A 12,703-nucleotide genomic window follows, 5' to 3' on the forward strand; every position below is an offset into this window, starting at 1 on the left:
GGGGTTTATGGCGCGTTTTCTGTTTTGTAGTTTCGCATTAGTTCTGCTTTATCCGTCGGGTATTGATATGTATCTGGTGGGATTACCGCACATCGCACGCGATCTGGGTGCCAGCGAAGCGCAGCTGCACATCGCGTTTTCGGCCTACCTCGCGGGGATGGCGTCATCGATGGTCTTTGCCGGGAAGATAGCGGATAAGGCAGGCCGTCAGCCCGTCGCAATAACCGGCGCCGTCATCTTTGCCCTGGCCTCTCTTCTCTGCTCACAGGCGCAGAACAGCACCGTATTCCTGGCAGGACGGTTCATCCAGGGCATTGGAGCCGGCGGCTGTTACGTGGTGGCGTTTGCCATTTTGCGCGACACCTTAAGCGCCCAGCGCCGTGCCAAAGTGCTCTCCATGCTGAACGGGATAACCTGCATCATCCCGGTGCTGGCCCCGGTCGTGGGCTATCTGATTATGCTGAAATTCCCGTGGCAGAGCCTGTTCTGGACCATGGCCGCCATGGGCGCGCTGGTGTTTATCCTGTCAATCGCCGTGCTGAAAGAGACCCACCCGGGCTCGCAGAATCCCAGCCATACCGCGACCATTCATCCAGCAGAGAAACTTCTCAACCGCTTTTTCCTCAGCCGTCTGGCCGTGACGACCCTAAGCGTGGTGGTGATCCTGACGTATGTAAACGTTTCCCCGGTTTTGCTGATGGAGACTATGGGTTTCGATCGCGGTGAGTATTCAACGGTGATGGCATTAACCGCTATGGTCAGTATGGCCGTCTCATTTTCCACTCCCTTTGCGCTGAATCTTTTCCGCCAGCGCACGCTGATGCTGACCTCTCAGGTGCTGTTTCTCGCCGCAGGCGTGGTTCTGGCAACCACCAGCTCGCATGCGCTGATGCTGGCAGGTATTACCCTCATCTGTGCCGGGTTCTCGGTTGGCTTTGGCGTGGCGATGAGCCAGGCGCTCGGCCCGTTCTCGCTGCGGGCAGGCGTGGCAAGCTCGGTGCTGGGGATCGCGCAGGTCTGCGGCTCGTCTCTGTGGATATGGCTGGCGGCGGTCATCGGACTTAACGCGCTCAATATGCTGATCGGGATTCTGATTGGCTGTAGCATAGTCTGCATCACCTTACTTATGGTCATCCAGCCCGCGGCACAGTATGAAGAAGCCCATCAGCAGTCTCGATCTTAACCTGTTGCTTTGCCTACAGCTTTTGCTGCAGGAGCGCAGCGTCACCAAAGCCGCAAAGCGGATGAACGTGACGCCGTCGGCGGTGAGTAAATCGCTGGCCAGGCTGCGCGACTGGTTTGACGACCCGCTGTTTGTCAAAACGCCGTTAGGGCTGCTGCCCACGCCGCTGACGGTCAGCCTGGAGCAGGATTTGGCCGACTGGATGCAGATTGGCAATCAGATCCTTGATAAATCTCACCATGATTCGCCTGGCGGGCTGACGTTCGTGCTGGCCGCCGAAACGCCGCTGATGCTCATCCGCTTTAACGCCCTGCTGGAGCAGGTAAATCAGCGCTATCCGCAGGCGACGGTGAAAGTGCGTCACTGGGATTACGACTCGCTGGACGCCATTACGCGCGGGGAAGTGGACGTTGGTTTCACCGGTCGCGAAACCCATCCGCGCTCGCGTGAACTGCTGAAGCTGATGCCGTGGTTTATCGACTACGAAATCCTGTTTAGCGACCGTCCATACGTCTATTTGCGTGAGGATCACCCCGCTCTGCAGGAGGAGTGGAATCTGGAGGCCTTCCTGCGCTATCCCCATATCAGTATCTTCTGGGAACGGAGCGACACCTGGGCGCTGGATGAGGTGCTAAAAGAGACGGGGCGGGAGAGAAACATTGCCATGTGTTTGCCAGGCTTTGAGCAGTCGATGTTTATGGCGGCGCAGCCCGGCCATAACTATATCGCCACGGCTCCCCACTACTGTCGCCACTACAATGAACTCCACCAGCGGAAGCTGATCGCGCTTCCTATACCCATTGACGAAGCGCAGGCTGAAAAGCTGACCGTTCCCTTCACGCTGATCTGGCATAAACGGAACAGCCATAATCCGAAAATTCTCTGGCTGCGGGAGACCATCAAGGCGTTGTACGGTGGCAGCGATCCAATTTTTGCCTAAGAAAATGTAAAGTTCGGCGCTCAGGCTTCTCTTACTCTCATTTACTGATTAAAACAGGAGTCAAGTTAAGCGATAATCATGTAACCGTTTAACCGATTACGACCATTATCAAGGAGCGAAAAATGGCAACGCACTTTGCAAGAGGGATACTTACAGAAGGACGTCTCGTATCGGCCAGACTCTCTTCAGCCTGTCACAGTGAGGCGCTCAAACTCCCCGAACACCGCAGGACGCGGTTTTTAGCCTCCAGAGCACTTCTCGCAGAACTGCTGTTTATGCTGTACGGCACCAGCGAACTGCCGGAGATCGTCACGCAACCAGAAGGCCGCCCGGTCTTTGCTGACCCGGAACTCCCCCGTTTTTCCATTGCCTATACGGGCAATATCATTGGCGTGGCGCTGACCACCGAAGGGGATTGCGGGCTGGATATGGAGCTTCAGCGTGCGACGCGGGGCTTCCACGGCGCAAGCCCGCACGATGACTACCCGCTCTCCAGCAATGAAAAGCTGTGGGTACGCAACCAGAACGACGCCGTCGAGGCCAGAGCCCAGCTCATCACCCTGCGCCAGAGCATTCGCAAGCTCTGCGGATGCGCTTCAGACGACGCCAGCCAGTTGCAATTGCTGCCAGGCTCCGGACGCCTGCGTGCCGCTAAAGCCACGCTTGTAGAGGCGCTCAGCGATGCAGAAGATGTGTTGATATGGTCTGTTGCAGTCAGCCCCGCCATCGAACGGCTAAAGATTTGGGAATTTGACAGTAAAGAGGGATGGAGTAGCCTTCCGGATGTGCCCGAGCGCGCCAACGAGCCCGCCGCACGCCTGATGCGTTTAACCAGTTTACCGGCAGAAAAAGCATTTACCCATAGCTGATCCAATCAGGGTCATCATGATGAAACAGGAGTAATCATGTCTGATACGTTGAAAGTAGTTACGTTACTGGGAAGCCTGCGCAAAGGTTCATTTAACGGAATGGTTGCCCGCACGCTGCCGCAGCTGGCCCCGGCAGGTATGGAAATTAGCGCCCTGCCATCAATTGGCGATATCCCGCTGTATGATGCTGATATGCAGCAGGAAGAGGGGTTCCCGCAGAGCGTGGAGGCGATAGCCGAGCAGATCCGCCAGGCCGACGGTGTGGTCATTGTCACGCCGGAGTATAACTACTCGGTTCCGGGTGGCCTGAAGAACGCCATTGACTGGCTGTCCCGCTTACCGGAGCAGCCCCTGTCCGGCAAACCGGTGCTGATCCAGACCAGCTCAATGGGCGCGATTGGCGGCGCGCGCTGCCAGTATCACCTGCGCCAGATCCTGGTGTTTCTGGATGCGATGGTGATGAACAAGCCGGAATTTATGGGCGGTGTGATTCAGAACAAGGTCGACCCGCAGACGGGTGAAGTGGTGGATCAGAGCACGCGTGACCATCTCTCTGGCCAGCTGACAGCGTTTGGGGATTATATTAAGCGGGTGAAGGCGTAAGATCGCTGCGGCCTGATGCCCTCACCCTGACCCTCTCCCACGGGGAGAGGGAACAAACCTGTTTATTTGGCGTCAATAAACACAATCTTCAGCACAAACAGCAGCGCCACAATAATCACGCACGGGCTGAGTTCGCGGAAGCGGCCGGTACCGATCTTCATTACGCAGTAAGAGATAAAGCCCAGCGCGATACCTTCGGTGATCGAGAAGCTGAACGGCATCATCACGGCGGTAATAAACGCCGGTACCGCTTCGGTTAAATCATCCCACTTCACGCGCGCCAGGCTCGACGTCATCAGCACGCCCACGTAAATCAGCGCGCCGGCAGCCGCATACGGTGGAACCATACCCGCCAGCGGAGAGAGGAAGATCACCAGCAGGAACAGGATACCCACCACCACCGCCGTCAGGCCGGTACGGCCGCCCACGGACACGCCGGAAGAGGATTCAATGTAAGCGGTAACAGACGAGGTGCCAATGAAAGAACCCGCCACGGAAGAGATGCTATCCACATACAGCGCCTGCTTCATGCGCGGGAATTTGCCTTTCTCGTCCGCCAGACCCGCTTTGTCGGTCACGCCAATCAGCGTACCGGAGGAGTCAAACAGGTTGACCAGCATGAAGGAGAAGATCACGCCCGCCAGGCCCAGGTTCAGGGAACCCGCCAGATCGACGTGACCAATCACGGTAGAGACGCTCGGAGGCGCGGAGACGATACCGTTATAGTGCACGTCGCCCAGCATCCAGCCCAGCAGGGTGGTCACCACGATGGACACCAGCACCGCGGCATGAATGTTGCGGGAGGCCAGGATCGCGATGATAAAGAAGCCCAGCACGCCCAGCAGCACGTTATGAGAGGTCAGATTGCCGATGCTCACCAGTGTTTCCGGGTTCGCCACGATCACACCGGCGTTTTTCAGCCCCATCATGCCGATAAACAGACCGATACCGCTGGTGATGCCCACGCGCAGGCTCACCGGAATGTTCGCAATCATCCAGTAACGCACGCGGAAGATGGTCAGCAGCAGCAGGCCAACCGCACCCCAGAAAATAGCGCCCATACCGACCTGCCACGGCAGACCCATCGCCTGAACCACCACGAACGCAAAGAACGCATTCAGGCCCATAGCGGGTGCCAGCGCAACCGGCAGGTTAGCGAAGACACCCATCAGGATGCTGCCAAGCGCCGCAATCAGACAGGTGGTTACAAAGACGGCGCTGGTGTCCATGCCAGCGACGCCCAGAATTTGCGGGTTCACAAAAACGATATAGACCATCGTCAGGAAGGTGGTGAAACCGGCGATCACTTCGGTGCGTGCCGTTGTGCCGTGCTCGCGCAGTTTAAACACGCGCTCAAGCAGACCCTGACCAGATGTCTGGGTAGTGTGTTGTTGACTCATCATCAATTTCCGAACAAGGAGGGAAAATTCGTCGCTATCCTATACCAAAATGCGACAATAGTGGCGGTTACGTGATACTTTTTTCATTGATTTTGCTTATACGGCAACGATTGCGTCCCGGCGAACTGCCGTACGAAAACGTTAAACTTGTTAAAAGGGAAAGGCATGTCCGGAATTGAAGCGGTATTTTTCGACTGCGACGGTACGCTGGTCGACAGTGAGGTCATTTGTTCCCGCGCATATGTCACCATGTTCCAGGAATTTGGCATTACGCTGGAGCTCGAAGAGGTGTTCAAACGCTTTAAAGGCGTGAAGCTCTACGAGATCATCGACATCATTAACCAGGAACACGGGGTGGCTCTGGCAAAAGCGGATCTGGAACCGGTGTACCGCGCCGAGGTCGCACGCCTGTTCGACTCCGAACTAGAGGTGATCTCCGGAGCTAACGCGCTGCTGGATGCGATGACGGTGCCAATCTGCGTGGTCTCCAACGGTCCGGTCAGCAAAATGCAGCATTCACTGGGCAAGCTTGAGATGCTGCACCACTTCCCGGAAAAACTGTTCAGCGGCTACGATATCCAGCGCTGGAAGCCAGACCCGGCACTGATGTTCCATGCGGCGAAAGCGATGAACGTCAACGTGGAGAACTGCATTCTGGTGGATGACTCGTCTGCGGGCGCGCAGTCGGGGATTGCTGCGGGGATGGAGGTGTTTTACTTCTGCGCCGATCCGCACAACAAGCCGATCGATCATCCAAAAGTGACGACCTTTACCGATCTGGCGCAGTTGCCAGAGTTGTGGAAGGCGCGCGGGTGGGATATTACTCGCTGAGTTTTCCCCTCACCCCGACCCTCTCCCCAGGGGAGAGGGAGAAAACCGAATTGTCCCCTCTCCCTGTGGGAGAGGGTTAGGGTGAGGGTAAAAATCACTCTTTCGGATCTTTACCCGCCAGCAGCTTGTCCAGCTCGTCGCCGCCCACGTGACGGAAGTCCTGACCCTTCACGAAGTAGAAAATGTATTCGCAAATGTTCTGGCAGCGGTCGCCGATACGCTCGATGGAACGGGCGCAGAACAGGGCCGTCAGCACGCTTGGGATGGTACGGGAATCTTCCATCATGTAGGTCATCAGCTGACGCACGATGCCTTCATACTCCTGGTCCACTTTCTTGTCTTCACGGTAGATACGAACCGCTTCGTCCAGATCCATGCGCGCGAAGGCGTCCAGCACGTCGTGCAGCATCTGCACGGTGTGGCGGCCCAGCGACTCCAGGCTCACCAGCAGCGGCTGGTGCTGCTGGGAAAACTTCTCCAGCGCGGTGCGGCAGATTTTATCCGCAACGTCACCAATACGCTCCAGCTCGGCGATGGTTTTAATGATCGCCATCACCAGACGCAGGTCGCTCGCCGTCGGCTGACGCTTGGCGATGATACGCACGCAGGCTTCGTCGATGGCGACTTCCATCATGTTGACGTTGTGGTCGCCTTCAATGACGCGCTTCGCCAGCTCGCTGTCCTGGTTGTGCATCGCCGTAATCGCATCAGAAAGCTGCTGCTCAACCATGCCGCCCATGGTCATTACCTGGGTGCGGATGCTTTCCAGCTCTGCGTTGAACTGGCCTGAAATGTGTTTATTAAGATTGAGGTTGTCCATGGTTTCTCCACATGCACTAAGGCAAATCAACCGTAGCGGCCAGTAATATAATCTTCGGTTTGTTTCTTCGCGGGCCGGGTGAACAGCGCGTCCGTATCGCTGAACTCAATCAACTCGCCCAGGTACATAAACGCCGTGTGATCGGAACAACGCGCAGCCTGCTGCATGTTGTGGGTCACGATAACCACGGTGTAATCCTGCTTCAGCTCGGTGATCAGCTCTTCAATACGACCGGTTGAGATTGGGTCCAGCGCCGAGCACGGCTCATCCAGCAGCAACACTTCCGGACGAATGGCGATACCGCGCGCAATGCACAGACGCTGCTGCTGACCACCGGAGAGAGAGTACCCGCTCTGGTGCAACTTATCTTTGGTTTCGTTCCACAATGCGGCCTTGGTCAATGCCCACTGCACGCGCTCGTCCATATCGGCACGGGAGAGCTTCTCAAACAGGCGAACGCCAAACGCAATATTGTCATAGATGGACATCGGGAACGGCGTCGGTTTCTGGAACACCATGCCCACTTTGGCACGCAGCAGGGCGATATCCTGGGCCTGGGTCAGAATGTTTTCGCCATCCAGGATAATTTCACCTTCAGCGCGCTGCTCCGGATAGAGCGAATACATTTTGTTAAAGGTACGCAGCAGCGTGGATTTACCACAGCCGGACGGACCGATGAATGCCGTGACCTGGTTCTTGGCGATATCCAGGTTGATATTCTTCAGGGCATGGAATTTGCCGTAGTAGAAGTTCAAATCACGAACCTGAATCTTACCCGGGGCAGTATCAACCATACTCATTGACTCATTTCCTCATTCGGCGCCGCGAGCTGCCGCGCCGTAAAAAATTAACCGTGTTTCTTCTTCGCGAAAATGACGCGCGCCAGAATGTTCAGCAACAGTACGCAAAGGGTGATGATCAGCACCCCGGCCCAGGCCAGCTGCTGCCATTCCGCGAATGGGCTCATCGCAAATTTAAAGATCGTCACCGGCAGGTTGGCGATCGGCTGCATCATGTCCGTGCTCCAGAACTGGTTGGAGAGGGCAGTAAACAGCAGCGGTGCCGTTTCACCGGCGATACGGGCGATAGCCAGCAGAATACCGGTCATGATCCCGGAGACCGACGCTTTCAGGGTGATTGCAGAAATCATTTTCCATTTCGGCGTACCCAGCGCGTAAGCCGCTTCACGCAGGCTGTCCGGCACCAGTTTCAGCATGTTTTCGGTGGTACGAATGACGATAGGCACCTGCAGCAGCGCCAGCGCAATCACGCCCGCCCAGCCGGAGAAGTGTTCCATTTGCGCGACCACGATGGTGTAAACAAACAGGCCCACGACAATAGACGGAGCAGAAAGCAGGATGTCGTTAATGAAGCGAATCACCTCTGCCAGCCAGGACTTACGCCCGTACTCCGCCAGGTAGATGCCCGCCATGATGCCCAGCGGCGTACCGAAAACGGTCGCCCACAGGATCAGCAGGCCGCTGCCCGCCAGGGCGTTCGCCAGACCACCACCCGCCGTATTTGGCGGCGGCGTCATCTCGGTGAACAGTGCCAGAGACATTCCATCAATACCGCGGGTGATGGTGGACATTAGGATCCAGATCAGCCAGAACAGGCCGAATGCCATCGTTGCCATGGAAAGCGTCAGCGCAATGCGGTTTTTGAAACGACGCTTCGCCTGCATTTTGCGGCGGGATTCCGCAAGCCGAGCGGTGCTTTGCATTTCGAGCGTTGCCATCAGCGTGCCCCCTCATTTTTCGCGAGACGCAGGATCATCAGCTTGGAAATCGCCAGAACAATGAAGGTGATAACGAACAGAATCAGACCCAGTTCCATCAGCGCTGCGACGTGAAGCCCGGATTCCGCTTCGGCAAATTCGTTTGCCAGCGCGGAGGTAATACTGTTACCCGGCATATAGAGTGAGGCGCTGTCGAGCTGGTAGGTGTTACCGATGATAAAGGTAACCGCCATGGTTTCACCCAGCGCGCGACCTAAGCCCAGCATCACGCCGCCGATCACCCCATTTTTGGTGAACGGAAGGACAATGCGCCAGATAACTTCCCAGGTGGTGCAGCCGATGCCGTAGGCCGACTCTTTCATCATCACCGGAGTTTGTTCGAAGACATCGCGCATTACCGCCGCAATGTACGGAATAATCATGATGGCGAGGATCACACCTGCCGCCAGAATACCGATACCGAATGCCGGGCCAGAGAACAGGGCCCCCACAAACGGAACGGCAGAGAGAACATTACCCACCGGCTCCTGGAAGTACGTGGCAAACAGCGGCGCAAAGATAAACAGGCCCCACATGCCGTATACGATACTTGGGATGGCCGCCAGCAGTTCGATGGCAATACCCAGCGGGCGACGCAGCCAGCCCGGCGCCAGTTCAGTCAGGAACAGCGCAATACCGAAGCTTACCGGAACCGCAATCAGCAGGGCGATGAACGAGGTCACCAGCGTACCGTAAATCGGCACCAGCGCACCGTAGATGTCGTTCGGCGCGTCCCACTCTTTGGTCCACAGGAAGGAGAAACCGAATTTCTGAATGCTCGGCCAGGAGGAGAAAATCAGAGACACGATAATGCCGCCCAGCAGCAATAGCACAATCAGCGCAGCCAGTTTAACCAGCGCGCCGAAAATCATGTCACCTTTTTTACCCGGAGGGTTAAATGCAGGCTTGGTTGCAGCCATAAATCACTCTTCTGTTAAACGCGTTTACGAAATCGGCGGGTAAGCGCAAGCGCCACCCGCCATTTTCGTCAGAATGCTAAATTAATACAATGCTTTACCGCTGCTGTCTTTCACGTTGGTTTTCCATGCAGCACGAATCTGCTCAACCACGCTGTCCGGCAGGCTGGCGTAATCCAGGTCATTAGCCTGTTTGCCGCCGTTTTTGTATGCCCAGTCAAAGAACTTCAGCACTTCAGTACCTTGCTCTGGTTTCTTCTGATCTTTGTGAATCAGAATGAACGTTGTAGAAGTGATTGGCCACGCGTTGTCGCCTTTCTGGTTAGTCAGATCCTGTGCGAAGGATTTGCTCCAGTCAGCGCCTTTCGCGGCGTTAGCGAAGTTCTCTTCGGTTGGGCTAACCGGTTTGCCGTCAGCAGAAACCAGCTTGGTGTAAGCCAGGTTGTTCTGCTTAGCGTAAGCGTATTCTACGTAACCGATGGAGCCAGGCAGACGCTGTACGAACGCGGCGATACCGTCGTTACCTTTACCGCCCAGACCGGTTGGCCAGTTAACGGTAGAGCCGGAGCCGACTTTAGATTTCCACTCTTCGTTCACTTTCGCCAGATAGCTGGTGAAGACGAAGGAGGTGCCGGAACCATCCGCGCGGCGAACCACGGCGATGTTCTGCGAAGGCAGCTTCAGGCCTGGGTTGAGTTTAGCGATCGCTTCGTCATCCCATTTTTTGATTTTACCCAGGTAGATATCACCCAGGGTTTTGCCGTCCAGCACCAGCTCACCAGATTTCACGCCCGGCAGGTTGATGGCCAGAACCACACCGCCGATTACGGTCGGGAACTGGAACAGGCCTTCCTGATTCAGTTTCTCGTCAGACAGCGGAGCGTCTGATGCGCCGAAATCAACGGTATTCGCGGTAATTTGTTTTACGCCACCGGAGGAGCCGATACCCTGATAGTTAACCTTGTTGCCGGTTTCTTTCTGGTAGGTATCCGCCCATTTGGCATACACCGGCGCAGGGAAGGTTGCACCAGCGCCAGTCAGGCTTGCTGCTGCAAAAGCAGAGAAAGCGCTCAGAGATAAGGTCGCGGCGACAACAGTTGCGACAGTGGTACGCATAACTTTCATAATGTCTCCTGCAAGGATTTCGTAAATCATTGTTTAAGTGGCTACGATGAGCAAAATAGGACAAACAGGTGACAGATAAATGTACGAATTATGACAGTTTTATGACAATGGAAATTTCACTTAAAGAAAAACAAAACTGTATATATTTATCAACAAGTTAATCAAGAACATGACGGCAGGATTTCAGAAATATTTTCTTTATGTGACACTGAAAAAATAGCTGAGAATGACAGATTGTCATTAAAAAAGGCTCCACCAGATGGTGGAGCCCGGAAGGATTATTCTACGGTAACGGATTTCGCCAGGTTACGCGGCTGGTCAACGTCGGTGCCTTTGATCAGCGCCACGTGATACGCCAGAAGCTGCAGCGGAACGGTGTAGAAGATCGGTGCAATCACCTCTTCAACGTGCGGCATCTCGATGATGTGCATATTGTCGCTGCTGGCGAAACCGGCATCTTTATCAGCGAAGACGTACAGTACGCCGCCGCGGGCGCGCACTTCTTCGATGTTAGATTTCAGTTTTTCCAGCAGTTCGTTGTTAGGTGCCACAACGATGACCGGCATATCTGCGTCAATCAACGCCAGCGGGCCGTGCTTCAGCTCGCCCGCCGCGTAGGCTTCCGCGTGGATGTAGGAGATCTCTTTCAGCTTCAGCGCGCCTTCCAGCGCAATTGGATACTGATCGCCACGACCCAGGAACAGGGCGTGATGTTTGTCAGAGAAATCTTCCGCCAGCGCTTCAATGCGTTTGTCCTGGGAGAGCATCTGCTCAATACGGCTTGGCAGGGTCTGCAGGCCATGAACGATGTCGTGCTCAACAGAAGCATCTTCGCCTTTCAGACGCGCCAGCTTCGCCACCAGCATCAGCAGAACGGTCAGCTGAGTGGTAAACGCTTTGGTGGAGGCCACGCCGATTTCGGTACCCGCTTTGGTCATCAGCGCCAGATCGGATTCACGCACCAGGGATGAGCCCGGGACGTTACAGATGGCCAGCGAGCCCAGATAACCCAGTTCTTTAGACAGACGCAGCGCTGCCAGCGTATCCGCCGTTTCGCCGGACTGGGAAAGGGTAATCATCAGACTGTTACGACGCACCGCAGATTTGCGATAGCGGAATTCAGACGCGATTTCCACGTCGCACGGCACGCCCGCCAGGGATTCGAACCAGTAGCGAGAGACCATACCAGAGTTATAAGAGGTGCCGCAGGCCACGATCTGAATATGCTCAACCTTGCCGAGCAGTTCGTTGGCGTTTGCTCCCAGCTCGCTCAGGTCCACCTCGCCGTGGCTGATGCGCCCGGTCAGGGTGTTTTTGATGGCGTTAGGCTGCTCGTAGATCTCTTTCTGCATGTAGTGACGGTAAGCGCCTTTATCGCCCGCGTCGTACTGCAGGTTAGATTCGATCTCCTGACGCTTCACCTGCTCGCCTTTGGTATCGAAGACGGTCACGCTGCGGCGCGTCACTTCCGCTATATCCCCTTCTTCCAGGAAGATAAAGCGACGGGTGACCGGCAGGAGTGCCAGCTGATCGGAGGCGATAAAGTTTTCACCCATGCCCAGACCGATAACCATCGGGCTACCGGAACGCGCGGCCAGCAGGGTGGACGGATCGCGGGAGTCCATGATCACCGTGCCGTACGCACCGCGCAGCTGAGGGATAGCGCGCAGCACCGCATCACGCAGCGTACCGCCCTGTGCCAGCTCCCAGTGAACCAGGTGAGCAATCACTTCGGTGTCAGTTTCAGAGACGAAGGTATAGCCGCGCGCTTTCAGTTCTTCGCGCAGCGGTTCGTGGTTTTCGATAATGCCGTTATGCACCACCACGATGTGTTCAGACACATGCGGGTGCGCGTTACCTTCAGACGGTTCACCGTGCGTCGCCCAGCGGGTGTGCGCGATACCGGTACCACCGTGCAGCGGATGTTCTTCCGCGGCCTGAGCCAGCATCTGCACTTTACCGAGGCGACGCAGGCGGGTCATATGCCCTTCTGCATCCACGACAGCCAGACCGGCAGAGTCGTAACCACGGTATTCCAGACGACGTAAACCTTCGAGAAGGATTTCAGCAATATCACGCTGCGCAACTGCGCCAACAATTCCACACATAGTAAGATTTCCTGATTATGGCGTTATGCCATGCGTTGTCGCTGACCTGTATTTGCCCTTTACGGGCACCCCGAGCCTTGTAGAGAGTGGGGTTATAGTTATGGGTACTGCCTGTGGGGGAGGATTATAT

General features: G+C 55.9%; 12 protein-coding genes. 5 read left to right on the forward strand and 7 right to left on the reverse strand.

What is annotated here, in order from left to right:
* Nucleotides 1–7: 7 nt before the first annotated feature.
* From UTO39_RS12350 to UTO39_RS12365, 4 genes are all read left to right on the forward strand, one after another.
* Complete coding sequence (locus UTO39_RS12350; RefSeq protein ID WP_320727275.1) at nt 8–1,183, forward strand: MFS transporter; 1,176 nt, start codon at nt 8–10, stop codon at nt 1,181–1,183.
* A complete protein-coding gene (gene yidZ / locus UTO39_RS12355; RefSeq protein WP_320727276.1) occupies nt 1,152–2,123 on the forward strand; it encodes an HTH-type transcriptional regulator YidZ in 972 nt (323 codons plus the stop codon). Before UTO39_RS12350 ends, yidZ begins: the two co-directional genes overlap by 32 nt.
* Before the next feature lie 122 nt (nt 2,124–2,245).
* Nucleotides 2,246–2,992 carry a phosphopantetheinyl transferase gene (locus UTO39_RS12360; RefSeq protein ID WP_320727277.1) on the forward strand — a complete coding sequence of 249 codons (747 nt, stop codon included), beginning with the start codon at nt 2,246–2,248 and terminating at the stop codon, nt 2,990–2,992.
* Nucleotides 2,993–3,028: 36 nt separating this feature from the next.
* Nucleotides 3,029–3,595: an NADPH-dependent FMN reductase gene (locus tag UTO39_RS12365; RefSeq protein WP_061096722.1), complete on the forward strand. Its 567-nt coding sequence runs from the start codon at nt 3,029–3,031 to the stop codon at nt 3,593–3,595.
* Between the two features lie 62 nt (nt 3,596–3,657).
* On the opposite strand, the gene adeP is transcribed toward UTO39_RS12365, so the two are convergent.
* Nucleotides 3,658–4,995: an adenine permease AdeP gene (gene adeP, locus UTO39_RS12370; RefSeq protein WP_154643335.1), complete on the reverse strand. Its 1,338-nt coding sequence runs from the start codon at nt 4,993–4,995 to the stop codon at nt 3,658–3,660.
* 165 nt (nt 4,996–5,160) lie between these two features.
* Between adeP and yieH the strand changes: the two genes are divergently transcribed.
* Entirely contained in the window at nt 5,161–5,826 is a 666-nt protein-coding gene (gene yieH / locus UTO39_RS12375; RefSeq protein ID WP_320727278.1) for a 6-phosphogluconate phosphatase, read from the forward strand.
* A gap of 94 nt (nt 5,827–5,920) precedes the next feature.
* On the opposite strand, the gene phoU is transcribed toward yieH, so the two are convergent.
* The 6 genes from phoU to glmS form a co-directional block, all read right to left on the reverse strand.
* Nucleotides 5,921–6,646, reverse strand: coding sequence for a phosphate signaling complex protein PhoU (phoU, locus tag UTO39_RS12380; RefSeq protein ID WP_003861153.1), 726 nt, complete (start codon nt 6,644–6,646; stop codon nt 5,921–5,923).
* Between the two features lie 26 nt (nt 6,647–6,672).
* Entirely contained in the window at nt 6,673–7,446 is a 774-nt protein-coding gene (gene pstB / locus UTO39_RS12385; RefSeq protein ID WP_010426574.1) for a phosphate ABC transporter ATP-binding protein PstB, read from the reverse strand.
* A gap of 47 nt (nt 7,447–7,493) precedes the next feature.
* Complete coding sequence (gene pstA, locus UTO39_RS12390; protein WP_061096725.1) at nt 7,494–8,384, reverse strand: phosphate ABC transporter permease PstA; 891 nt, start codon at nt 8,382–8,384, stop codon at nt 7,494–7,496.
* Complete coding sequence (pstC, locus tag UTO39_RS12395; RefSeq protein WP_028014924.1) at nt 8,384–9,343, reverse strand: phosphate ABC transporter permease PstC; 960 nt, start codon at nt 9,341–9,343, stop codon at nt 8,384–8,386. Before pstC ends, pstA begins: the two co-directional genes overlap by 1 nt.
* Before the next feature lie 81 nt (nt 9,344–9,424).
* Nucleotides 9,425–10,465: a phosphate ABC transporter substrate-binding protein PstS gene (gene pstS / locus UTO39_RS12400; protein WP_061096726.1), complete on the reverse strand. Its 1,041-nt coding sequence runs from the start codon at nt 10,463–10,465 to the stop codon at nt 9,425–9,427.
* A 278-nt stretch (nt 10,466–10,743) separates the two neighbouring features.
* Nucleotides 10,744–12,573: a glutamine--fructose-6-phosphate transaminase (isomerizing) gene (gene glmS / locus UTO39_RS12405; RefSeq protein ID WP_320727279.1), complete on the reverse strand. Its 1,830-nt coding sequence runs from the start codon at nt 12,571–12,573 to the stop codon at nt 10,744–10,746.
* Nucleotides 12,574–12,703 lie beyond the last annotated feature (130 nt).

The organism is Enterobacter sp. 118C5 (assembly GCF_034107645.1).
Lineage (GTDB): Bacteria > Pseudomonadota > Gammaproteobacteria > Enterobacterales > Enterobacteriaceae > Enterobacter > Enterobacter nematophilus.

Excerpts from the sequence above, each read along its gene's own strand:
- pstS (WP_061096726.1), bottom strand. The coding sequence starts at position 10,465 with ATGAAAGTTATGCGTACCACTGTCGCAACTGTTGTCGCCGCGACCTTA.
- yieH (WP_320727278.1), top strand. The coding sequence starts at position 5,161 with ATGTCCGGAATTGAAGCGGTATTTTTCGACTGCGACGGTACGCTGGTC.
- glmS (WP_320727279.1), bottom strand. The coding sequence starts at position 12,573 with ATGTGTGGAATTGTTGGCGCAGTTGCGCAGCGTGATATTGCTGAAATC.
- pstC (WP_028014924.1), bottom strand. The coding sequence starts at position 9,343 with ATGGCTGCAACCAAGCCTGCATTTAACCCTCCGGGTAAAAAAGGTGAC.
- phoU (WP_003861153.1), bottom strand. The coding sequence starts at position 6,646 with ATGGACAACCTCAATCTTAATAAACACATTTCAGGCCAGTTCAACGCA.
- yidZ (WP_320727276.1), top strand. The coding sequence starts at position 1,152 with ATGAAGAAGCCCATCAGCAGTCTCGATCTTAACCTGTTGCTTTGCCTA.
- pstB (WP_010426574.1), bottom strand. The coding sequence starts at position 7,446 with ATGAGTATGGTTGATACTGCCCCGGGTAAGATTCAGGTTCGTGATTTG.
- adeP (WP_154643335.1), bottom strand. The coding sequence starts at position 4,995 with ATGAGTCAACAACACACTACCCAGACATCTGGTCAGGGTCTGCTTGAG.
- UTO39_RS12365 (WP_061096722.1), top strand. The coding sequence starts at position 3,029 with ATGTCTGATACGTTGAAAGTAGTTACGTTACTGGGAAGCCTGCGCAAA.
- pstA (WP_061096725.1), bottom strand. The coding sequence starts at position 8,384 with ATGGCAACGCTCGAAATGCAAAGCACCGCTCGGCTTGCGGAATCCCGC.
- UTO39_RS12350 (WP_320727275.1), top strand. The coding sequence starts at position 8 with ATGGCGCGTTTTCTGTTTTGTAGTTTCGCATTAGTTCTGCTTTATCCG.
- UTO39_RS12360 (WP_320727277.1), top strand. The coding sequence starts at position 2,246 with ATGGCAACGCACTTTGCAAGAGGGATACTTACAGAAGGACGTCTCGTA.